The following is a 24,515-nucleotide window of genomic DNA, read 5'->3' as shown; positions in this document are numbered from 1 at the left end:
GAAATGCATCTAGCCATACTATAAAGTTATTTGCACCGTTATGATTTTTGAGGCGGCATCGGTTAATTGCAAACGCGATGTCTCCTTGGCAGACAAAATAATTTTTCACAAATAAAATATTCTGTGCAAATCATCGTTTTATATGCCGAAAGTGACACTAAAAATTAATCAAAATAAAATAACCAACTGCGCTACCATTTTAAGCAGTGGTACTATTTGAACTCAAGTCCTAATTATGAAAAAACAGTTTATCAAAGTTGTACTTTCTTGTGCAGTACTAGCGGGAGGTTTTACGGTTACCAGCTGTAAAAATTCCGGTTCTTCCAAAGACGTGTCAAGAGCCACAGGCTGGAAAATAAACGCCAAAGAAGGTGGTTTTCAATACAATACGGATTTTAAAGAACAAGAAACGGCACCAGGCCTTGTGTTTGTTGAAGGTGGTACTTTCACCAAGGGTAAAGTACAGGATGACGTTATGCACGATTGGAACAACACGCCTACATCGCAACACGTACAGTCTTTTTATATGGACGAGACAGAGGTAACCAATGTCATGTACTTGGAGTATCTTGATTATCTTAAAAGTGTTTATCCTCCAGAAAATCCACAATACGCAAACATCTATAAAGGTGCTTTGCCTGATACTTTGGTTTGGAGAAATAGATTAGGCTTTAACGAAACTATGACCAACAACTATTTAAGACATCCGGCTTACGCTGAATATCCTGTAGTTGGTGTAAACTGGGTTCAAGCAACACAGTTTGCCGAATGGCGTACAGATCGTGTTAACGAAGTAATGTTGGAAAGAGAAGGTTACTTGGCAAAAGATGCCAAATACCAAGCGGCCCAAGGTGAAGTTGCAGGTACTTTTAGTACGGAAGCTTATTTGAACAGACCAGAATCTGTTTACAACGGGCAAATAGACTCTTTACAAGGAAAAGCTAAAAAGGACAGTGTAAATACATTTGCCAAAAGAAGTAGCGGTGTAATTATGCCAGAATATAGACTACCAACGGAAACCGAATGGGAATACGCCGCACAAGCCAACCAAGGTAACCGTGAGTACAATAACTATAGAGGTAGAAAAAAATATCCTTGGGAAGGGGATTATACCAGAAACGGACAACGTGTAGGTAGAGGTGACCAGTTAGCCAACTTTAAGCAAGGTAAAGGTGATTACGGCGGAATTGCCGGATGGTCCGATGATGGTGCCGATATTACTGCTCAAGTAATGTCTTACAAGCCTAACGATCTTGGTCTTTATGACATGGCGGGTAACGTTGCCGAATGGGTTGCTGATGTATACAGACCTATTGTAGATGATGAAGTAAGTGACTTTAACTACTACCGTGGTAACATTTACATGAAAACCGCAATAGGAGAAGATGGTAAAGTCAACATCCTTAGAGACTCTGTAATGTACGATACCATGCCAAACGGAAAAATAGTTGCCGTTAACCTTCCTGGTGAAATTAAAATGGTACCTGTTGATGAAGAAGAAACTTATTTAAGAACTAACTTCTCTTCAAGTGACAACAGAGGATACCGTGATGGTGACCCAGGTTCTTCTAGATTCTTTGATCAATTTAGTGATGAGGAAGATGAGAATGACAGAAAGAAAATGTACAACTCTCCTAAGCATAGTGTTGAGCGTGACTCTACCGGGAAATTGGTTCGTCAGTATGATAAGTCTAACAACAGATCAACATTGATCAATGACGAAGTTAGAGTTTACAAAGGTGGTTCTTGGAGAGATCGTGCCTACTGGTTAGATCCTGCACAAAGAAGATACATGCCTCAATATATGGCTACGGATTACGTAGGTTTCAGATGTGCTATGTCTAGGGTTGGATCTAAATCCAAAACTAAGAACAAAACACCAAGAGGTAAAAAAGTAAGATAAGCTCCTTAAAATATTTTTCTAAAAAGTCTCGGTATAATATGCCGAGACTTTTTTTATACTTTTACTTTATGAAAACAGCTCAATTGCACGACATCTTTTTGGAGTTTCCCGAAATCTGTACGGATACCAGAAAAATAAAGGAAAACTGTATTTTCTTCGCCTTAAAAGGAGACAACTTTAATGGAAATGAATACGCCGCCAAGGCATTGGAGAACGGAGCTGCCTATGCCGTGGTTGATGAGGAGGCCCATACACAATCAGACCAAAGGTTTATCCTAGTTGATAATGTTTTGGAAGCCCTTCAAAAATTAGCTTCTTTCCACAGAAATCACTCCAACGCTAAGGTTATTGCGTTAACGGGAAGTAACGGCAAAACCACCACCAAAGAGTTGATTAATGCCGTGCTATCAAAAAAGTACCGCACTATTGCAACCAAGGGCAACCTCAACAACCATATTGGAGTACCCCTTACCCTACTCTCAATAAAACCAGAGACTGAAATTGCCATTATAGAAATGGGAGCAAACCACCAAAAAGAAATTGAGTTCCTGTGCAGTTTGGCACTGCCGGATTTTGGATATATCACCAATTTTGGAAAAGCCCATATTGAAGGTTTTGGAAGCGAAGAAGGTGTTATAAAAGGTAAAAGCGAATTATATGATTATCTCACCCAAAACGATAAGCATATATTCATGAACGGTGATGACCCGGTTCAGTTTCAAAAACTAGGGAGCTACATAAAGAAGTACGGCTTTAGCACTAGTCTAAAAGAATTTTACAAAATAGAATTCTTAGGAGCAAATCCATTTGTGACAGCATCATTTGAAGACCTAAAAGTGGAATCACAGTTAATAGGCAGTTACAACTTTACCAATTGTGCAGTGGCCATTCTTATAGGAAAATACTTTAACGTTCCCCTTAGTGAAATTGCAGAAGCCATAAAAAGCTACTCCCCTAACAACAATCGCTCTCAAATCATTAACCATAACGGACATCAAATTATCCTTGATGCCTACAATGCTAACCCTACAAGCATGAAAGCCGCCCTGGAAAATTTCTCCCAAATGAAAGGAGACAGCAAAATTGCTTTTTTAGGCGATATGTTCGAGCTTGGGGAAATTGCATCTATTGAACACCAAAATATAGCAGATTTAGCAAAAGAATTAAATTTTGGCGAGGTTATACTCGTTGGCGAAAACTTTTACAAGACCAACACATCTTTTAAGAAATATAGCACTTTTGCTGAACTTAAGGACTATTTAAAAGACCAGCAACCTAATCCCAAAAGCCTTATCCTTATAAAAGGGTCACGCGGAATGGCCTTGGAACGCATTCTAGATTCCATTTAAACCAAAAAAGGCAGCACCCCTAAAGTACTGCCTTTACCATCTATTACTACTTGTTGGCTTCTATTCCAACTTAACCCTATTTTCTACAATCTCTTTTATAGGTACAATTAGCTTTCCTTCTTTTGTATTTAAGGTTACACTAATATTATCTATCGCTTCAATTGTGCCCTCTATATCCGCAAACTTCACCTTATCTCCTGCGGCATAATTTTTTCGTGCATAAAAAGTCTTCAATAGGCTTTCAACCACATTTCTAGACCCAAGACCTAGTCCCAACGCAAAAGCTAAAAGAAACGCACCCAATATAAGCGTGAAATTACTTGTAAACATGGAAGTATCAATCCCCGCTTGATTTAAAGCCGTTATCGTAACAAAAATCACCATGATATAGAAAACTATACTACTAACAAGCTTTCCGCCTCCAAAGCCCATGGAATCAAAAACGCTTTTCAGTGCGGATTTTATCAACTTGGCCGCATATAGTCCGATCATAAAAATGACCATTGCACTAAGTAATATTGGAAGATAACGGAGCAGGTTGGCTATCTCATGCGAGATGATGGTAAGCTCTACTATATCTGCCGCAACTATAATAAATACCAACAATAGTATATACTTCACAAACTGAAGCAATACTTTCTCTATATCTATTTTAACGTTACTGTCTCCAAATAACCTTGCTTCATTAATTTTAACCGAGACTTTACTCAACTGCGCTATCTTGAACACCTTTTTAAGAACAAAACGCACTACTTTACTAATGCCCCATCCCAACAACAGAATAACGATAGCTCCCAAAATATTGGGTAACGCAGATGCTATATCACTTACGATAGTACTTAAGGTATTGAAAGTTAAATCTTTCCACTCTGAAACTTTATCCATTTTCTTAAATGTTATGCGTTAAATAATATCGGGCTTGGTTTTAAATATATCTTCAATTGCAGACTTATAATTACATGTAAACAAGTTTGCCATGTCCATAACAAGTTTGGCAGAAGCTATATCATCCATAACCTTCTTTTTCAAATGAGGAGGAACCTCGTGCAACGAGTCTTCCATTTCCTTAAATGGATTTTTCTTTTCCATAGACATTATGGTATTTTGTTATAAGCTTCCACAATACGAGACTTTGCTCGTTTGAGTCGCATTTTCACGGCACTTTCCCCTATATCTAATATTGAGGTCAGTTCTTTTATCGATATATCGTCTTGGTACTTTAAAAGCAATATTTTTTTATCCTCTGGGTCTACTAAATTTAAGGCCTTTTTAAGTTTTTCCGACCGCATATTGGCTATTTCCGCATCATCATCTACCACTGTTATGGGTTTAGTTGTTTGCGAAATAGAATCAGATTTATCACTCATTAACCTCTGCTTGTTCCTTTTTACATAGTTCACACAAAAATTATAGGTGAACGCATATACCCAAGTAGAGAATTTTGACTTTCCCTTAAAACTGGAAAGCTTCACAAAAAGCATCAGGAAAACATCCTGCGTAAGGTCTTGGGCCTCTGCTTGCGAATTAGAAAAACTATAACATTTATTATACACTCTTTGTGCATACCTATCGTAGAGTACAGCAAAAAGCAAAGCATCATTATGCCTCGCTATCTTACGCACGAGCTCTTCATCCGACATCAATTCCGGTACTACTTCTGTTTCCAATATTTGGTTCTGGTTGCTAGTTACTAATTGCGACACAAAAAATGTCTAAAAGTCACCGTAATATATTTTAACAGACTCATTAACGACACGCAAAGGTATAAATATAGCGCCAGTAATCACCTTCAAAACAGAAAAGTAATCAATAAAAAAAGCTCAACATCTGCTTTTTAAACAAAGCAAGACTGAGCTTTTCCATCTTAATAATAAAGAACATTTTCCAACCCTAAAACCTATGTCTTGGTTTTAATAGTTGACCGAAAAGGTGTCAATTATTCTTTTTTCTCTTTATCCTTGAGCGCCGCAGGTTTCTGTTCTTTGGCACTGGAATTTGTAGAAAACAAAATGTTGGGAAGCATAACTACCATACCCAATAAGAATATGGCAATGCTTATACTGAAGAATACAAATACAAGATCATTCATCATATAGTAATGTTAGTTAGTGTATTCTTTTGGACACGGCAATTAGCAAAAAGTCACATTATACCAAAAAAATCTATTTTGAAACCAACATTACAGCTTTATCTACCCCTAAACACAAATATCTTAGAACATATAATTCTCGTTTTTACTTTGATTCTACTCAGGTTTTTCTTTCATCTTTTTTTTCCATTTTGTTTTACCTCTTAAATCTAAATAGCCCCTACCTTTTCTAGTATGCTCCTTAGAAGATAAGGCCGATGGTATCACAAATACCACAATCACCAAAAAAATGATTAAACTAACTGCCAAAAGAAGAACAAACGGATTAAACACACTTAGTAATTAACAGGTTATACACTTAGTAGGAAACCACTTAACGAAAAAAGTCACATAAAAAAGTATAAATATTTACCTATTCCTCAAAAAAGAAAGAATTGTCCCTGATGTAATTATTGAATTTTAAAAAAACACCTGATCTACATTGTTAAAATGTGAAAATTGCAAGCAGGGAAGAAGAGAGAAATATGTGGGTCATACTGGATTCGAACCAGTGACCTCTGCCCTGTCAAGGCAGCGCTCTAAACCAACTGAGCTAATGACCCATAAATAGTGAGCCAAAGGTAAAATTAATTTCGGATTAAGAAAACATAAATTAATTGTCTTTAGTAAGAGAAAACCCGCATTGCACGTTCAATACAAAGAGTCAACAACTTACACCTAACAACACTAAAGTTTACGCTAAATTATTATCCATTAACCAACCTAACGCAAGTTTACGCACTTTACAAAGTCTACAAATACTCAACATTGCATAGATTGACCATTTATTGCACTAATCCTATCATTTAAAATATGTATTTTGCGTCAATCACAATAAATTTACAATAGCTCAAAGATTGACTCATTATTTTACAGTATGCGCAACACATACACTGAGTTGATATTAAACATGAGTATTTTATTTTAATTATAAATTTATTGTTCAACTCAAACCAACACTTTAGAACCAAGATTCATGATAGCATTAGAATTCTCAACTTTTTTAGGTCGCTTTCACCCACTATTTGTACATCTTCCTATTGGGTTTCTTTTTTTAGCCATTGTTTTAGAATGGTACGAAAGCTTCAAAAAAACAGAAGTCAAAAGCAAACTAATTCCATTTGCATGGTTATTAGGTGCACTTAGTGCCGCAGGTGCCGCAATTTCCGGATGGTTCCTAGGAGAAACCGGCCTATATGAAGAAGAACACCTATTTGCCCATAGGTGGCTGGGCATTGCCTTGGTAATAGTGGCCTTTATTGGATGGTACCTAAAAAGCAAACCAAAAGCTTTCCCCATTAAATTACAACACGGTTTTAACATCCTACTTTTGGCCATGCTTTTTATAGAAGGTCATAAAGGGGGAAATTTAACCCATGGCGAAACTTACTTGACCGAGTACGCTCCTGCCCCTATCCAAAAACTATTGGGCGCAAAAGATACAAATGACTCCGGTACTTCATTTATGACTACAGATTCTGTTCAAGTTTATGCCGATTTGGTTGCTCCAATTTTTGAAGCAAAATGCGTAGGGTGCCATAATGACGAAATAAAGCGAGGCGGACTGAACATGAGCCACCCAGATTCATTACGTATGGGCGGAGATAGCGAAAATGTTATTGCCGCCGGAAATACCCAAGACAGCGAACTTTTTAGAAGAATTACGCTTCCACCAAAAAATGTAAAGTTCATGCCACCTACAAATAATGCCCTCACCTATGACGAAATCAAAACTGTAGAATGGTGGATTGAACAAGGAGCTCCTTTTGAAGGCGCGTTAACTAGCATGAACGTAACCGAAAACATAAAACCAGTTCTACTAAGACGCTATGGCATTGACACCAACCCAAAACCATGGTATGAGACCGTACAGCTTCAAAAATTGGACAGCATTCAATTATCAAATCTGGTACAACAAGGTTTTGAAGTTAAAATCTTAGGTCCTGATAATTCCTTATTAGACGTTAAATATTCAGGTTCGGACCTTACTCAAGAAAAACTTGCAGAACTCCATAAGGTAAAAGACTATGTGACTTGGTTAAACCTGGCCAATACAAATGTTAGTGACGAACAACTTTCAAATATCTCAGAGTTTGTGAACCTTACTCGTTTACAATTAGAAAAAACAGAAATTTCGGATAAAGGTGTTTCTCACTTAGCAGGACTAGAGCATTTAGAAGCCTTAAATCTATACGGTACTAAAGTAACTGACGCATGTTTACCAAGTATAGAAAAAATAAGCAGCCTTAAGCGCGTTTATTTATGGCAAACAGGAGTAAGTGCCCAAACAGCAAAAAACATTCAAGAGAACAACGAAAAACTAAAGATTGTAATAGGAAAAGGATAACCGATCTACATTTAAAATTTTAAAAGCCATCTAAACTATTTAGGTGGCTTTTTTTTTATGAAGACTGAGCACATTTGGTAGTTGACAAACTATAAATGCCTAACAACTCGTGACCTTTGCAAAACTGTTTCATTTCAGATTTAGATACAAGCAATACCATGCTTCTACACTTGTGGAAAAAATCGTCGTACACTATAAAGACCAAGCTTTAATCTTTGAGTAAAATCCAATAGCTTTTCTAACGTTCTTAATAACGAGCGGACATGTTTTGTGAAGGGATGATTTAACGCTGTTCTAACCAAAACAAGAAGTAAAATGAAGAAAGTAAAAAGTCCTAAAAAGAAAAAATCCTCAAACATTTTAATGCTTGAGGATTCTGGTGGGCAATGAGGGATTCGAACCCCCGACCCCCTCGGTGTAAACGAGGTGCTCTGAACCAACTGAGCTAATTGCCCTAAAAGGTGTGCAAATATAAGACTCTTTTTTACTTCTCAAAACAAAAAAAGAAAAAAAATTAAATTACTTCTGAAACCGTGAACGTACTACCTCCAACAAAGATAAAATCTTCCGGTCCGGCCTCTGTCAAAGCAGCATGATACGCAGCTTCAATAGATGTATATTTTCTCCCGTTCAAACCAAAATCTTTCACCCTGTCCATCAACTCATTAACCTCTAATCCTCTTGAAATACTTGGTGATGACAAGTAGTAATTCGCATCTTTTGGGAACAACGGAAGTATACCATCAAGGTCCTTACCCTTCACGAAACCAAGTACGAAAAATAATTTTCTAAATTTTTGCTGAGATACCTGATTTATCACAATAGATAGACCTTCCTTATTATGTGCCGTATCGCAAATAACGGTTGGAGCAACTTTTATTTGCTGCCACCTCCCCATTAAACCCGTATTCTCGACCACATTCAAAAGCCCTTTACGTATTTGTTCATCTGCCAGACTAAAACCATTTAGTTGTCTTATAACGGCCAATACGCCTTTAACATTCTTTTTTTGATATGCACCTAAGAGCGAAGTAGGATACACCTCTTCAATTTCACGCTCCGCATAAATAAGTTTTGCCTTCTTAGATTTGGCCACCTTCCGAAACGTTTCGTCCGTTTCTGGCTGAAATTCACTTACCACCACAGGAACACCCTCTTTAATGATACCCGCTTTCTCAAAAGCGATCTTAGGTAAGGTATCACCCAACATATCTACGTGGTCAAAACCTATGTTCGTAATCAGACTTACTTCAGGATGCATAATATTGGTTGAATCCAACCTACCTCCCAGCCCTACCTCAACCACGGCAATATCAACCTTCTCCTTTGCAAAATAATCAAAGGCCATGCCTACGGTCATTTCAAAAAAAGACAAATGATAATTTTCAAAAAAAGATTGATTATTCGCTACAAATTCAACCACGAAGTTTTCATCCACACATTCGCCATTTATACGAATACGTTCACGAAAGTCCTTAAGATGTGGCGACGTGTACAAACCTACTTTGTACCCGGCCTCCTGAAGTATTGATGCTAACATATGACTACTGGAACCCTTACCATTGGTCCCGGCCACGTGAATACTCTTAAACTTGTTCTCCGGATGATTTAAATGATTTGCAAAGTTGCGAATACCATCTAGTTTGGCATTATAGGCTTGTTTTCCTTTTTGTTGATACATTGGAAGTTGCGCAAACATCCAATCCAAAGTTTCCTGATAGGTCACTCTCCCAATTTAAAGTTGACGACCACAAAACCAACTTGCTGACTGGGCGCATTGGAATCTAAATTCCATTTATGCTTAAATGCGGTTTTCTTTGCAGGCTCCAATAAGCAAGGACTATTATTGGTAGTTCCCTTAACCCCAGGCGTAGCACTCACTACATTACCGTTCCGATCAACAATGATCTTCACTACTACCCTACCTTCTTCATTACACTGCTGCTTTACCTGTCCTTTACCCACCAAGGAGCGACCATTTAAGCCATAACCACCTGTTCCGCTACCAGAACCGGGACTTCCATAATAACTCGTGGCATAGGGATCACCATCTGGCTGTCCCTTATCACCCGCTCTGTTATCATCTCCTTCGCTTCCCGAAGCATTGCCTTCGGATTTACTGATACCGCCAATAAGCGCATCTAGCTTTTTCTTTTTAGCCTCTTGCTCCTTACGGGCCTTTTCTTCAGCAGCTTTTTTCTCTTGAGCTTTTTTTGCTGCTTCCGCCTTTGCTTTTTTCCGAGCGTCCTCGGCTCTTTTCTTAGCGGCCTTCTCAGCTTCCTCCGCTTTCTTTTTGGCCTCTTGAGCTTTTTTAATTTTGATGGATTCTTCGTTCTCTTGAGTCAACACTTTTTCAGCCGGGGCTTCTTCGGCCACAACTTCTTCAGGCACATCTTCTGCAACCTCCTCTACTTCCTCAACAACCTCTTCTTGTTTAGAAGGCTCAACAGGTGGTGTATCCAAAGGTTCTGATCGGATTTTTTCTTTAGGCTGCACATTACCACTACCAAAGTTGGTAGTACCGAAATTAACGGAAATTCCGTTTTCGATAGGTGGGTCCATATAGGTAAGGCCTATATAGAACAATACAAGCAACAATACACTTAATAGAAAAGTAGTAAGTGTAAAAGATTTCTTTTTGTGTCTCGTGTCTAGGAATGACATTAATTGGGTCGCACGGCCAAGATTACCTTATAACTATTTCTATTGGCAATATCCATAACGTTCACCGCTTCTTTGATGGCAACGCTTTCTTCCGCCCTTAAAATAATTGTGGGTTTATCTTGTCCTTCTAGTGCCTTTTTTAATTCAATTTCTATGTATTCTCCGTTTATTCTCTCGTTGTTAACGTAGTACTGCAAGTTCTTATCAATACTGACGGATACGTTTTGTGTGTTCGTAGACTTTCCTTTTGCCTTTGGAAGTAATAAATCTAAAGCATTGGGAGAGTTTGCCGTAAGCATAAAGAATATCAATAACAGAAATACGATATCTGTCATTGAAGACATACTAAAATCCGGGCTAACTTTGTTTCTTCCTCTTAGTTTCATGCCTTGCGAATTATAAAGGTTCGTTCAACAAGTCTAGAAACTCTACGGCGTTCGCCTCCATTTTATGAACCACTTTATCGGTCCTGTTCACCAAATGATTGTACCCAATGTAAGCTATAATACCTACGATCAAGCCCGCTACGGTAGTTGTCATTGCGGTATATATACCAGAAGCCAATGAGCCCATCTCTGCTTGACCACCACTTGTAGCCATTTCGTGGAACGCCAATATCATACCAATTACGGTTCCTAAGAATCCGATCATTGGTGCGGCACCCGCAACCGTTGCAAGAATACTAACATTCTTCTCCAGTTTATAAACCTCTAAGGTACCTGCATTTTCTATGGCCGTATTAATATCATCCAACGGCTTTCCAATTCTAGAAACCCCTTTTTCGGTTAATCGCGCTACAGGAGAATCGGTCTGGGCACAAAGTAATTTTGCCGCTTCCAACTTACCATTGGTAACATGGTCGCGAATCTGGTTCATAAAATTACTATCTATTTTTGAGGCCGCCTTGATAGCGAAAATACGCTCAAAGTAAATATAGAGAGCAACGAACAACATGATAAAAAGTACCGTTATAATAAGCACACTACCTGTACCGCCATTAAATATCAAATCGATAACGGAAAGTGTCTTCTCTTCTGACATAACATCCGCAGCTGCAGGATCTTGAGCCATATCTTGAAATAACATCATAGAATTCTTAGGTATTAGAGTTGCCTCTATAACGGTATTTTATCGATTAAATTATACGTTTAATACAAAATCTCTTAATAAAATAAAAGTTACGGCTCCGGATATAAAACCAACCAATGCCAACCATGCTATTTTCTTTAAATACCAGAAGAAATCTATCTTCTCCATACCCATGGCAACAACACCGGCAGCAGAACCGATAATCAACATACTACCTCCTGTACCAGCTGAATATGCAATGAAGTGCCATAATGGATTATCCATTGGTTCTGAGAACATTCCCAAACTAGCAGCCACTAAAGGCACATTATCAATTACAGCGGAACCAATACCAAATAGCATTACCACAATATCCGTATTAGGAATAGCTTCGTTTAGACTTTCGGCATAATGGAATAACATACCCAAAGATTCCAAAGCTGCAACCGCCAATAATATACCTAAGAAAAATAATATACTTGGCAGTTCAATTTTTGAAAGTGAATGATGAACAGGACTATGGTGACCTGCAGTATCATCTCCTTCTCCTTCTACATTTGAAATACTGAATTTTGAATTACTATAAATTTCAGCAAATGTTGCTACAACGGCCAATGACAACATCATACCCACGTATGGAGGTAAATGAGTAACCGTTTTAAAGAAAGGAACAAATACGATAGCACTCAAACCTAAGTACAACATTGTTGCACCATATTTAGACTTTGGCTCTTCTAAAGCATCAATATTACTATCAAGATTCCCCTTAAAAGCTTTAAATCTACTAGCTATCAATACTGGCACTACCATACAAACTATTGAAGGAAGAAGAACGTGTTCCACTAATTGTAAAGCAGACACTTTGTTTGCGATCCATAGCATGGTAGTTGTTACATCTCCAATAGGAGACCACGCACCACCAGCATTTGCCGTAATGATAATCATACCCGCAAACCACAGACGTGTTTCCCTATCATTAACCACTTTTTGCAATATGGTAATCAAAACAATTGTAGCAGTTAAGTTATCTATGATAGCCGAAAGGACAAAGGCCAATATTGAAAATAACCATAACAACTTTCGTTTACTTTTAGTTCGGATGAACCCTTTAATAGTCGCAAAACCATCAAAATAATCAATGATTTCCACAATGGTCATCGCCCCTAATAGAAAGACTAGTATTTCTGCCGTTTTACCTAAGTGATGCAGTAGAATTTCATCTATATGTGTGGGCTCGAGCTCCCTAAGTTGTGTGTTGACCTCAAAAACATCCATATGGGTCAAGGCAATTATAGCCCAGAGAATAGCCATCATGGCAAGAGCCGGAATTAGCTTATCTATTTTAAGGTTATGCTCAAGGGTAATCGCAAGATAACCTGCGAGGAATACAATAATAATAATGGTCTCCATACTCAATCTATTTATATTAGTTGTTTCAATGCAATTTCAAATGCCGTTCGGCTGATATTCTCCTTAGAGGAGTTTTGTTTATAAGTGTTCAATATAGCTTTTCGGATGGTATCCGAAGTATCTTTAAAAATAAGCTCATCATCAATGCCTACTCTTTTTTCCATGAAGTAAGCAAAAACTCGTGCCATACCACAGTTTGATATAAAATCTGGAATTACACTCACCTTTCCGTCCGTATACTCCATAATCGGCCCAAAAAATATCTCCTTATCCGCAAAAGGTACGTTAGCCCCGCAGGAAATTACTTCTAAACCTGTGTTGATCAAACTATTTATCTGATCTCTTGTTACAAGACGAGATGCGGCACATGGCGCAAATATCTCTGCCTGCAAAGACCAGATACGCTTATTTATTTCATCAAAAGGAATCATCTCATCAGCCCCAGCTATTAGATTGTTCCCATTTTTATTAAGGAAAAAAGTCTTGATTTCTTCAAAAGAAAACCCATCTTCATTAATTACACCTCCGGCGCGATCAATTATCCCAACGATTTTAGCTCCCATTTGGGCCAAGTAATAGGCCGCGGCGCTCCCTACATTTCCAAAACCTTGAACTATAGCTTTTTTCCCAACAACGTTCCCGCCGTATATATCGTAATAATGTTTCACTGCTTCGGCAACACCATATCCGGTAATCATATCGGCAACGGTATACTTCCTGGAAACTTCAGGGGAATACTTTTTGTTTTCCAAAGCTTTGATCACCCCAAGGCGCAATTGCCCAATTCGGTTGATTTTATCTGCTTCGGTAGGCTTAAAATGACCATTAAAAACACCTTCTTGCGGATGCCAGACTCCTGCATCTTCAGTAATTGGAATGACCTCATGAATCTCATCTACGTTAAGGTCCCCTCCGGTACCGTAGTAGCTTTTTAATAACGGTGATACCGCATGGTACCAACGTTCCAACACTCCTTTTTTTCTTGGATCATTGGGGTTAAAGTTAATTCCGGACTTAGCCCCGCCAATTGGTGGGCCAGAAACGGTAAATTTAACCTCCATAGTTTTTGCCAAAGAAAGCACCTCGTTCATATCCAATCCTTCACGCATCCTGGTTCCTCCTCCTGCAGCTCCACCTCTAAGTGAATTTATGACCGTCCACCCCTCGGCTTCCGTCTCACTATCTTTCCAGTTAAAGACAATCTCAGGCGATTTATTTTCGTATGCTTGTAGTAACTCTTTCATTATAAATTGATTTAAATACTATTATGACTCTAATTCCCCATTTAAAAATTTCTCTTTCTCTACGCCAAAACGGCGTTACTGCTGTGTCATAACTTTCAGTTTAAATCAATTCGAAAAACGAATTCAACAAATATAAAAATTTGGCTTGGGATACAAAGTTTTTGACCACTAATGAATCATTAATTTTTTAAAAAAAATTAGCTCACTTTGCTAGGTGTACAATTTATTTCAGAAGCTTATATTTGTAGAAGCTCAAAAAAAAAGACAGATAAATTATGGATTTCTCATTATCAGAAGAACATTTAATGATTAGACAGGCTGCGCGCGATTTTGCTCAGAACGAATTACTACCCGGAGTAATCGAAAGGGACGAAGCTCAAAAATTCCCCTCCGAGCAAATCAAGAAGCTTGGCGAACTTGGGTTTTTAGGCATGATGACCGACCCTAAATATAGTGGCAGCGGCATGGACACCCTATCTTATGTTATTGCCATGGAAGAACTATCTAAAGTTGATGCTTCTGCATCTGTAGTGGTTTCCGTTAACAATTCATTGGTCTGCTGGGGCCTGGAAACCTTTGGAAATGAAGAACAAAAACAAAAATATCTGACACGATTGGCTTCTGGAGAAGTAATTGGCGCTTTCTGCCTTTCCGAACCCGAAGCAGGGAGTGATGCTACTTCCCAAAAAACTACGGCTATAGATAAAGGTGACCACTATATTCTGAACGGAACCAAAAACTGGATTACCAACGGTGGTACTGCGGACATTTATTTGGTCATAGCCCAAACGGATAGAGAAAAAGGACATAAAGGTATTAACGCCCTTATTGTGGAAAAGGGAATGCCCGGTTTTGAAATCGGCCCAAAAGAAAATAAATTAGGGATACGTGGTAGCGATACACACTCCCTTAACTTTAATGACGTAAAGGTTCCTAAGGAGAACAGAATAGGTGAAGATGGTTTTGGTTTTAAATTTGCCATGAAAACCCTATCCGGAGGCCGTATAGGTATTGCCGCACAAGCACTAGGTATTGCAGCTGGGGCATATGAGCTGGCACTTAAATATTCTAAAGAACGAAAAGCATTTGGCACGGAAATTTCCAATCACCAAGCCATAGCTTTTAAACTGGCGGACATGCACGTACAAATAGAAGCAGCACGAAACCTAGTATATAAAGCGGCATGGGACAAAGACCAAGGTAACAATTACGACCTATCTAGTGCCATTGCCAAACTTTATGCATCCCAAGCAGCTATGGACACGACTGTTGAAGCAGTACAAATACACGGTGGTAATGGTTTTGTTAAAGACTACCACGTAGAAAGACTTATGAGGGATGCCAAAATAACCCAGATTTACGAGGGAACTAGCGAGATTCAAAAAATAGTAATCTCTAGGAGTATTTTAAAAAATTAATATCCAAGGCACTGCCTACCCCGTTAATTCTATCACATTTACAATAAAAAATAGACTTAAATACCACAACACCACACAAAACAGAGGGGGTTAACTTCAAAAATTAAGAAATATAACAAATACCCCCTCTAAAAACCTTTCACAGGTCTATTGAATGTGCTAATTTTACCATTCTGATAAATTTAGCTCACATAAAAACCATATATGAATATTTTTCAACGTTTTATTTGAAACGTTGAATTTTTATTTGATTAGACAAAAATAGCTGCTAATTATTCATCAGAAATGCTATTTTTGGATAAATACCATAATCTATGACGTTGAAGAAGCAAGGGTTGTACCTACCGGAATTTGAACATGACAACTGTGGCGCAGGTTTTATCTGTAGCCTTAAAGGAAAAAAGTCCAATGATATTATCCATAAAGCACTGGAAATATTAGATAAGTTAGAGCACCGTGGTGCTGTTAGCTCAGACGGAAAAACTGGTGATGGTGCCGGTATACTTATAGATATACCTCATGACTTCTTTAAAGCAGTTTGTGATTTTGAACTTCCTGAGCCAGGTGAATATGCCGTAGGTAACATCTTCTTGCCACAAAAGGAGAACCAACGTGAGTTCTGTATTTCTACATTTGAGGAAAACATAAAAAAACAAGGCTTAAAACTATTGGGTTGGAGAGATGTTCCTGTTAACCGATCTATTCCTGGCCGTGTTGCTATGGAAACGGAGCCTTTTGTTAAACAAGTTTTTGTTGCCAAGGAAAGTGATGAGCAGGACTATTTTAACTTTAACCTTAAATTGTTCGTTGCCAGAAAAGTTACAGAGCATACGGTAATCAACTCAAAACTATCTGAAAGCAAGTTCTTTTACGTACCTAGCCTTTCAACAAAAATTATCATATTTAAAGGGCTTTTGATGCCTAAGGACATCAGTCTATACTATAAGGACTTGATGGATCCTCGTGTGGTAACCCGTTTATCTCTGGTTCACCAACGTTTTTCCACCAACACCTTCCCTACTTGGGATTTGGCACAACCCTTCCGTTACATGTGTCATAATGGTGAAATAAACACGCTACGTGGTAACGTATCCAGAATGCGTTCTCGAGAAGAACTTTTGAAAAGTGATTGGTTTGGTGAGGATATAAAAAACATCCTACCTACTATACTTCCAGGTAAATCAGATTCCGCAACTATGGATATGGTTGTTGAACTTTTGTTGATGACCGGTAGGTCTTTACCAGAGGTTATGATGATTCTTATTCCTGAAGCATGGGAAAAGAACCCGGACATGTCCGAAGCAAAAAGAGCTTTCTACGAGTACCATTCTTGTATGATGGAACCATGGGACGGTCCCGCATCCGTACCTTTTACTGACGGAAACTATATTGGCGCCGTACTTGACCGTAACGGTCTACGCCCATCTAGATACACGGTTACAAAAGATGATTACGTAATTATGTCTTCCGAAACCGGTGTGGTGCAAATTGCTCCTGAAAATGTTGAATTCCACGGAAGACTGGAACCAGGTAAAATGTTCTTGGTAAACATGGAGGAGGGCCGCATCATTAACGATGAGGAAATTAAAGAAGACATCGCTAGCCGACTTCCTTATAAAGAGTGGTTGGACAACAACTTGGTTCACTTAAAGAATATACCTTATAATGATTGTCCGTTATTTTTAGGTGAAGCTTCGCTTGAAAAACGTAAATCTGTTTTTGGCTACACCTTAGAGGATATCAATACCATTATCCTTCCAATGGGCAAAACGGCAAAAGAACCAATCGGTTCTATGGGTTCGGATACGCCTATTGCAGTACTATCTCAACGTCCGCAGTTAATTTACAACTACTTTCAGCAGCTGTTCGCCCAGGTAACCAACCCACCGTTAGATGGTATTCGTGAAGAATTGATTACTGATATTAGCCTTACCTTAGGTAGTGACCATAATATATTTGACTTCTCTGAATTACATTGTAGAAAATTAAAAATTCAGAACCCGGTTATTTCCAAAGAGGATTTGGATAAAATCAAAAATTACGATGCCAGTCCGGATTACAAAGTTGTTTCCATTCCTGTCCTTTATGAAATAGAAAGAGGTCATAACGGTTTGGAAGATGCTTTAGAATCAATTTTGCAACAAGCATCAAAAGCTATAGATGAGGGTACCAATATTATTATCCTTTCGGATAGGAATGTAAGTCAGACTATGGCACCTATTCCTGCATTATTGGCCTGTTCATTTGTAAACAGTGGCTTGCAACGTTTAGGAAAGCGAAGTAAGCTTAGTATCATAATTGAATCTGCCGAACCAAGAGAAGTACACCATTTCTGTTTATTGTTCGGTTTTGGAGCCAGTGCAATTAACCCATACTTGGTAAATGAAATTATTGGCGAGCAAATAGAGGAGCATGATATAACCGATTTCACTTTTGAAGAAGCCGTTAAGAACTACAACAAAGCAGTTGGCAAAGGTATTCTTAAGGTAATGAACAAAATTGGAATCTCTACGCTAAACTCGTACCGAGGCTCACAATTGTTTGAGTGTATAGGAATAAACACCAAAGTAGTAGATAAGTATTTCCCTAACACACCTACCCGTATTCAAGGTATAGGCTTGTACCAAATAGAGAAAGAAGTAGCTAAACGTCATAAAAAGGCGTTCAACACCAAAGAAGTTGCCGCTAACCTTGATTTGGAAATGGGCGGAGATTACCGCTGGAGACGTGATGGCGAAAAACATATGTTCAACCCATTAACCGTTGCCAAGTTGCAAAAAGCCGTACGTGGTAACGAAAATGAGACGTACAAAGAGTACGCAGAAATGGTGAACGAACAGTCTAAAAACTTAATGACCATTCGTGGGCTATTTGAATTCTCCAATTACGATCCTATTCCATTGGACGAAGTTGAACCATGGACAGAAATCGTGAAGCGCTTTAAGACCGGAGCTATGTCTTACGGTTCTATTAGTAAAGAAGCACACGAAAACTTGGCAATAGCCATGAACCGTATTGGTGGTAAAAGTAATTCTGGTGAAGGTGGTGAAGATGCAGAACGTTTCTACAAAAATGCTACTGGAGATTGGAAGAACAGTGCTATTAAGCAGGTAGCTTCAGGACGTTTTGGAGTAACATCCGATTACCTGACCAATGCTCAAGAAATACAGATTAAAATGGCACAGGGGGCCAAACCTGGAGAAGGTGGCCAACTACCTGGTCCAAAAGTAAACCCATCCATAGCCAAAACAAGAAACTCTACTCCTTACGTAGGATTGATTTCGCCTCCACCACATCACGATATCTACTCGATCGAGGATCTATCGCAGTTAATCTATGATTTAAAATCGGCTAACCGTGAAGCGCGTATAAATGTGAAGCTCGTTTCCGAAGTAGGTGTTGGTACCGTTGCGGCAGGGGTTTCTAAAGCCAAGGCAGATGTTGTTCTTATTTCCGGATTTGATGGAGGTACGGGAGCGTCCCCATTGACTTCCCTAAAACATGCAGGCTTACCATGGGAACTTGGTATAGCGGAAGCGCAACAAACATTGGTCATGAACGACCTAAGAAACAGGATTGTTCTTGAGTGTGATGGTCAGCTTAAAACAGGGCGTGATGTTGCCGTTGCTTGTCTCCTTGGAGCAGAAGAGTTTGGTTTTGCGACCGCTCCGCTTGTTGCTTCAGGATGTATTATGATGCGCGTTTGCCATCTAAACACATGCCCAGTAGGTATTGCAACCCAAAACCCTGAATTACGTAAGAAATTTGCAGGGAAACCGGAACACGTTGTAAACTACATGTATTTTGTAGCTCAGGAATTACGTGAAATCATGGCTCAACTAGGTTTCAGAACTATAAACGAAATGGTGGGTCAGGTTCAAAAACTAGACCGTAAGAAAGCTATTGATCATTACAAGTCGGCAGGTATTGATTTAACCCCTATTTTATATGAGGTTGATGTACCGGCAGGAACCAAATTTTACAACACTCAGAAACAAACGCACGACATTGACAACTCAATTGAGTTTGATATTATAGCAAAAGCAAATCCGTCTTTATTTAGAAAGGAAAAGCTAACATTAGATTTCCCCATTAAAAATACGGATCGTGCCGTTGGAGCAATCATCAGTAATGAAATCTCTAAAGTATACGGGGCACAAGGCCTTCCTATCAATACTTTAAAACTGAACTTTACTGGTTCTGCGGGACAAAGTTTTGGTGCATTTGCCACCAGAGGTCTTACAATGACAGTAAACGGAAACACCAATGATTACCTTGGAAAAGGACTATCAGGAGCCAAATTGGTCATTAAAGTTCCAGAAAAATCTACCATTGTACCAGAAGACAATGTAATTACGGGTAACGTTACGCTTTACGGAGCAACCGCGGGACGTGCTTACATCAACGGAAAAGCAGGAGAACGTTTCTGCGTTCGTAACTCGGGAGCAAAAGCGGTAGTAGAAGGTATTGGAGATCATGGTTGTGAGTATATGACCGGAGGTGTGGCCGTAATACTTGGTGAAGTAGGAAGAAACTTTGGAGCTGGTATGAGTGGTGGTATTGCCTACATATATGATCAGAAAGGAACTTTCAGAAAAAAATGTAACAATGAAGACCTTAATTTGTTAGAGGTTACCGAAGATAACGACGTTAAACAATTGAAGGATTTAATAGAAAGTCACTACAACTCTACTTTGAGCCCATTGGCACAAAGAATTTTAGAGAAATGGGAAGATTGTCTACCTAAATTCATCAAGGTCTTACCTGAAGAATACAAACAGGCATTATTACGTATGGAAAGAGAAAAATTAGAAACTATTTAAAGTCGAGACATGGGAAAGATTACAGGATTTTTGGAATTCGATAGAAAAGTAGAATCATACGCGCCTGTTGAAGACCGCGTTAAAAATTATAATGAGTTTACCGTTGCCTTAAATGAGCCGGAGCTTAAGGAACAAGGTGCAAGATGTATGGATTGTGGTATTCCGTTTTGCCACAGTGGTTGCCCGTTAGGCAACCTTATTCCCGATTTTAACGATGCCGTATATCGTGGCAAATGGGAAAAGGCAGCTACAATTTTACACGCCACCAACAACTTTCCGGAATTTACCGGAAGACTTTGCCCGGCCCCATGCGAAGAAGCATGTGTTTTAGGCATCAACGAAGACCCGGTAACTATAGAAAATATAGAAAAAAATATTGTTGAAACCGCCTTTAAAAAAGGATGGATAGTTGCAAAACCTCCAACAACAAGAACCGGTAAAAAGGTAGCTATTGTAGGTTCCGGTCCTGCCGGGCTTGCTGCAGCACAACAACTAAACCGTGCAGGACACACCGTTACCGTTTTTGAAAGAGACGAGAAACCAGGTGGACTATTACGTTATGGTATTCCAGATTTCAAGATGGAAAAACATATCATTGATCGTAGGCTAGAGGTTTTAGAAGAAGAAGGCATTGAGTTTAAATGTGGAGTGCACGTTGGCAAGGATATTTCAGGTAAAGACCTTCAGAATGATTTTGATGCCGTAGTGCTTTGTGGTGGTGCAACCGTTCGCAGAAACCTGCCAATAGAAGGAGCTGATTTAAACGGTGTGGTTCAGGCGATGGATTTCTTACCTCAGAACAATAGAAGAGTAGATGGCGTTAAAGAGTTTGAAAACGAAATCATGGCCACGGGCAAAGACGTTATCGTTATTGGTGGTGGTGATACTGGGTCTGACTGTATAGGTACATCTATAAGACACGGGGCAACTTCTGTTTCAAATTTTGAAATCATGCCAATGTCCACAACCGAAAGACCGGAAGGACAACCTTGGCCTTTTTGGCCAATGCGCCTAAAAACAAGTACGTCCCACAAAGAAGGTGCGGAACGTTTCTTTAGCATATCTACTAAAAAATTCATTGGAGACGATAAAGGTAACCTAACTGGACTTATCACTACTCAGGTAGAGTGGATTAGAGAACCAGGAAAGGCTATGGTCTTAAAAGAAGTGGAAGGCACCGAAAAAGAGTGGAAGTGCGAATTGGCCCTATTAGCATTAGGTTTTACCGGATCGGAAATGACCATTGCCGAGCAATTGGGTATCGAAGCTGATGGAAGAACCAATATTAAGGCTAGCGAAAGCAACTATAAGACCAACGTTCCCGGTATCTTTGCTGCTGGTGACCAAAGACGAGGTCAATCCTTAATTGTTTGGGCCATTTCTGAAGGTCGCCAAGCTGCCCATCATGTAGACACCTATCTTATGGGAGAATCTGCCTTACCGTTAAAAGGTGAAGGAGATTTGCCAAGGGTGTAACCAGGGTTAGTTTTATATAACTAGAATTTATACAATCCAACCCAATTAATTGGGTTGGATTTTTTTATCCACTACATCACGTAGTAAAAGGCCTTTTAGGTTTCCGTTATGAACATTAAAAAAGTTCTCTTTTACATGATTCTTAGTGCTTTGGCATTTACCCTAATGAATGTCGCCGTAAAACAACTACAGCACTATAACGTCTATCAAATTGTATTTTTTAGGGGGTTTGGCTCGTTCCTACTTACAATGGCCATCCTAAAACGCTTGAAAGTTCCTGTATTGGGAAATAATAAAAAGCTTCTGGTGTTACGCGCAATTGTAGGTACAAGTTCTATGACCCTTTTCTTTATGTCATTGAAACACCTCACGGCAGGAACAGCGGTTTCACTCCGCTATCTAGCACCTATTTTCTCCGCAATATTTGCGATATTTTTATTGAAGGAAAAAATAAAACCAGTACAATGGCTGTTTTTTATCGTTTCGTTTATTGGCGTTCTAATTCTAAAAGGACTGGACTCTAACCTAGATAACACAGGCCTCATTTTAATCTTTGGAGCAGCGGTATTAAGTGGACTAGTTTATATTATCATCAGTAAAATCGGTCAAAGTGACCACCCTATTGTAATTGTAAATTACTTTATGTTTACGGCAACTGTTTTTGGCGGAATATTTGCCATACCCTACTGGCAGAACCCCATAGGAATAGATTGGCTCTTCTTTTCAACATTAGGGTTTTTCGGATTTATAGGGCAACTCTACATGACCAAAGCATTCCAAATAGCCTCCAACAATCTAGTTGCTCCCTTTAAATATCTTGAAGTACTCTTTACTGGACTAATTGGCTTTATGTGGCTAGGCGAAGTTTATACGCTATGGAGTTTAGTGGGTATTGTTTTAATCATAGCCGGTTTGGTAATGAACGTTGCCTACAAAGCCCGAGACAAAAGATATACAACTTAAAACAACCTACTATTACTCAACCAGTAATTATAATTGTTTAAAATTTAAGTAGACCCGAACGGGGTTCAACAAGGGCTTTATTAATAATCATTTTCTTTTGCGCTATTTTCTTGTGAGGTTTTCCACTTGTTCCAAGTGGCGACCATTGAACTTAATATTTCCGGTTCCTCCTCGGCAAGATTATTTTCTTCTTTAGGGTCATTCGAGATATTGTAAATCTCGAAATGCCGCCCCTCATCGGCACTATATATCTTGTATTCATTGTTCATAAGCGCAGCTTGTTTCTGAAATTCAAAAGCTAAAGCTTTACCCCTTTCTTTTACTTTGCCTTGCGCAATAGGAAGTATATCAATACCATCATATGGACGATGGTTTTTCTTTATATCGACTCCCAGTATATTTGCTATGGTAGGAAAATAATCAGAAGTAAAACAAGGCACATCTACTTTGGTACCCGGTTGTATTCTACCTCGCCACTCCACAATTCCCGGAACCCTGATTCCACCTTCATACAAACTTCTTTTTCTACCCTTCAATCCGTTAGTTATACCTTGGGTTCTACCTGTAACCGATTTTCCTTCTGGCCCATTATCACTTGTATAAAACAACACCGTATTTTTGGCAATATTCAATGCCTTTAATTTATCTCTAAGACGACCTACTTGTTTATCCATCGCTGAAATAACTCCATAGTAATGCTGCTCATCTTCAGAAAGGTCGGCGTAAAGATTTCGGTCTTCTTCTCCTGCCAAAACAGGTAAATGGGGCGTATGAAACCAGATGATGGTCAAAAATGGCTTTTTGCTTTTAACTGCTTCCTCGATAAATGGAATAGCCCTATCCATAATCACTCTGGAATCGTCTCCTTCTAAATTATCTGTTACTATTTGCTTTGGTCCGGTCCAATATGAAGTATTAAAAGGTTCACCTTCTTCCAAAGCCCCATTCACATCGCCAGCTGATTTTGGTGGTGTTATCATAGGATTCCAAGTAGGTACTTTTGATTCCGTAACAAAACTAACATCAAAACCATGGTCCCATGGCGGAGCATATTCACCATCAAATTTAGGTCTTCCTCCTCTATTTGCTTCAACTGTATCACGCGTTAACGTACCCAAGTGCCATTTTCCAAAGTGACCCGTTGTGTAGCCAACACTTTTAACCATCTCACCTAAAGTAATTTCCTGCGATTTTACATGACCACAATTGGCATGACAAATTCCATAACGCAAAGGGTGCCTCCCTGTCATAACACTACCACGTGTTGGCGAACAAACAGCAGATGCAGCATAGAAACGTTCAAAAACAACTCCATTGCTTGCCATTTTATCCAAATTGGGAGTTTTTAGATGTGGATGTCCGTTATAGCTTGTATCTCCCCAACCTTGATCATCTGCCATTAGCAAAATAATGTTAGGTCTTTCCTGATCATCAAAGGCGACTTCTGATTTTTTCGATTTTTCAGAACAACCGAATAACGTGCTTATAATGAAAAATACAGTTACAAATAATTTCATAGTATTATTCTAGATTTACTGATATGTTTCTGCATATTGTAAATATAAGTTTCAACGTATCGCTAAGATTATATGATTGACATAAAGATTCACTAGTTTAATGTTCGTTGGCTTAACGATGATCGTTACTTACAAAGCCAGCGTTAAAAGACACTTTACTAAAACACACCATCTATTCATCCAAATTTAGTAAGTATAGAATCTT

The 24,515-nt window shown here is 38.8% G+C and carries 18 protein-coding genes and 2 tRNA genes; 7 read left to right on the top strand and 13 right to left on the bottom strand.

What is annotated here, in order from left to right; translation table 11 throughout:
• Nucleotides 1-235 precede the first annotated feature (235 nt).
• A complete protein-coding gene (gene gldJ, locus Q4597_RS11840) occupies nt 236-1,903 on the top strand; it encodes a gliding motility lipoprotein GldJ (RefSeq protein WP_215441108.1) in 1,668 nt (555 codons plus the stop codon).
• A 68-nt stretch (nt 1,904-1,971) separates the two neighbouring features.
• A complete protein-coding gene (gene murF, locus Q4597_RS11835; protein WP_303406380.1) occupies nt 1,972-3,252 on the top strand; it encodes a UDP-N-acetylmuramoyl-tripeptide--D-alanyl-D-alanine ligase in 1,281 nt (426 codons plus the stop codon).
• A gap of 60 nt (nt 3,253-3,312) precedes the next feature.
• On the opposite strand, the gene Q4597_RS11830 is transcribed toward murF, so the two are convergent.
• From Q4597_RS11830 to Q4597_RS11810, 5 genes are all read right to left on the bottom strand, one after another.
• Entirely contained in the window at nt 3,313-4,137 is an 825-nt protein-coding gene (locus Q4597_RS11830) for a mechanosensitive ion channel family protein (RefSeq protein ID WP_303406379.1), read from the bottom strand.
• An 18-nt stretch (nt 4,138-4,155) separates the two neighbouring features.
• Nucleotides 4,156-4,347 carry a hypothetical protein gene (locus Q4597_RS11825; protein ID WP_215441105.1) on the bottom strand — a complete coding sequence of 64 codons (192 nt, stop codon included), beginning with the start codon at nt 4,345-4,347 and terminating at the stop codon, nt 4,156-4,158.
• Nucleotides 4,347-4,955: an RNA polymerase sigma factor gene (locus Q4597_RS11820; RefSeq protein ID WP_303406378.1), complete on the bottom strand. Its 609-nt coding sequence runs from the start codon at nt 4,953-4,955 to the stop codon at nt 4,347-4,349. The genes Q4597_RS11825 and Q4597_RS11820 overlap by 1 nt, the downstream gene beginning before the upstream one ends.
• A gap of 233 nt (nt 4,956-5,188) precedes the next feature.
• Entirely contained in the window at nt 5,189-5,344 is a 156-nt protein-coding gene (locus Q4597_RS11815) for a hypothetical protein (RefSeq protein WP_303406377.1), read from the bottom strand.
• Nucleotides 5,345-5,868: 524 nt separating this feature from the next.
• Nucleotides 5,869-5,943: transfer RNA gene (locus Q4597_RS11810), tRNA-Val, on the bottom strand.
• A gap of 413 nt (nt 5,944-6,356) precedes the next feature.
• Here Q4597_RS11810 and Q4597_RS11805 point away from each other — a divergent pair.
• A complete protein-coding gene (locus Q4597_RS11805; RefSeq protein WP_303406376.1) occupies nt 6,357-7,727 on the top strand; it encodes a c-type cytochrome domain-containing protein in 1,371 nt (456 codons plus the stop codon).
• A 377-nt stretch (nt 7,728-8,104) separates the two neighbouring features.
• Here the strand turns inward: Q4597_RS11805 and Q4597_RS11800 are convergent.
• From Q4597_RS11800 to Q4597_RS11770, 7 genes are all read right to left on the bottom strand, one after another.
• A tRNA-Val gene (locus Q4597_RS11800) sits at nt 8,105-8,182 on the bottom strand.
• Between the two features lie 59 nt (nt 8,183-8,241).
• Entirely contained in the window at nt 8,242-9,453 is a 1,212-nt protein-coding gene (locus tag Q4597_RS11795; protein ID WP_303406375.1) for a folylpolyglutamate synthase/dihydrofolate synthase family protein, read from the bottom strand.
• A complete protein-coding gene (locus tag Q4597_RS11790) occupies nt 9,450-10,391 on the bottom strand; it encodes an energy transducer TonB (RefSeq protein WP_303406374.1) in 942 nt (313 codons plus the stop codon). The genes Q4597_RS11795 and Q4597_RS11790 overlap by 4 nt, the downstream gene beginning before the upstream one ends.
• Nucleotides 10,391-10,777 carry a biopolymer transporter ExbD gene (locus Q4597_RS11785; protein ID WP_215441096.1) on the bottom strand — a complete coding sequence of 129 codons (387 nt, stop codon included), beginning with the start codon at nt 10,775-10,777 and terminating at the stop codon, nt 10,391-10,393. Before Q4597_RS11785 ends, Q4597_RS11790 begins: the two co-directional genes overlap by 1 nt.
• A 10-nt stretch (nt 10,778-10,787) precedes the next feature.
• A complete protein-coding gene (locus Q4597_RS11780; RefSeq protein ID WP_194526076.1) occupies nt 10,788-11,480 on the bottom strand; it encodes a MotA/TolQ/ExbB proton channel family protein in 693 nt (230 codons plus the stop codon).
• A 51-nt stretch (nt 11,481-11,531) separates the two neighbouring features.
• On the bottom strand, nt 11,532-12,869 hold the full coding sequence (nhaD, locus tag Q4597_RS11775; protein WP_215441094.1) for a sodium:proton antiporter NhaD: 1,338 nt from the start codon (nt 12,867-12,869) through the stop codon (nt 11,532-11,534).
• 11 nt (nt 12,870-12,880) lie between these two features.
• The gene (locus Q4597_RS11770; RefSeq protein ID WP_215911877.1) at nt 12,881-14,113 is read right to left on the bottom strand and encodes a Glu/Leu/Phe/Val dehydrogenase dimerization domain-containing protein; all 1,233 of its coding nucleotides are present in this window, start codon (nt 14,111-14,113) and stop codon (nt 12,881-12,883) included.
• Nucleotides 14,114-14,388: 275 nt separating this feature from the next.
• Between Q4597_RS11770 and Q4597_RS11765 the strand changes: the two genes are divergently transcribed.
• The 4 genes from Q4597_RS11765 to Q4597_RS11750 all read left to right on the top strand — a co-directional run bounded on the left by Q4597_RS11765 (nt 14,389) and on the right by Q4597_RS11750 (nt 22,793).
• On the top strand, nt 14,389-15,531 hold the full coding sequence (locus tag Q4597_RS11765; protein WP_289041505.1) for an acyl-CoA dehydrogenase: 1,143 nt from the start codon (nt 14,389-14,391) through the stop codon (nt 15,529-15,531).
• 314 nt (nt 15,532-15,845) lie between these two features.
• The gene (gene gltB, locus Q4597_RS11760) at nt 15,846-20,354 is read left to right on the top strand and encodes a glutamate synthase large subunit (protein ID WP_215441088.1); all 4,509 of its coding nucleotides are present in this window, start codon (nt 15,846-15,848) and stop codon (nt 20,352-20,354) included.
• A 9-nt stretch (nt 20,355-20,363) separates the two neighbouring features.
• On the top strand, nt 20,364-21,830 hold the full coding sequence (locus tag Q4597_RS11755) for a glutamate synthase subunit beta (RefSeq protein ID WP_215911880.1): 1,467 nt from the start codon (nt 20,364-20,366) through the stop codon (nt 21,828-21,830).
• A 108-nt stretch (nt 21,831-21,938) separates the two neighbouring features.
• A complete protein-coding gene (locus Q4597_RS11750) occupies nt 21,939-22,793 on the top strand; it encodes a DMT family transporter (protein WP_303406373.1) in 855 nt (284 codons plus the stop codon).
• 80 nt (nt 22,794-22,873) lie between these two features.
• On the opposite strand, the gene Q4597_RS11745 is transcribed toward Q4597_RS11750, so the two are convergent.
• Entirely contained in the window at nt 22,874-24,310 is a 1,437-nt protein-coding gene (locus Q4597_RS11745; RefSeq protein WP_303406372.1) for a sulfatase, read from the bottom strand.
• Nucleotides 24,311-24,515: the final 205 nt, after the last annotated feature.

The organism is Zobellia sp. 1_MG-2023 (assembly GCF_030549125.1).
In the GTDB taxonomy this organism is placed as follows: Bacteria; Bacteroidota; Bacteroidia; order Flavobacteriales; family Flavobacteriaceae; genus Zobellia; species Zobellia russellii.
The sequence above is the reverse complement of the archived record's forward strand: the minus strand, read 5'-3'. Positions and strand labels throughout refer to the sequence as shown.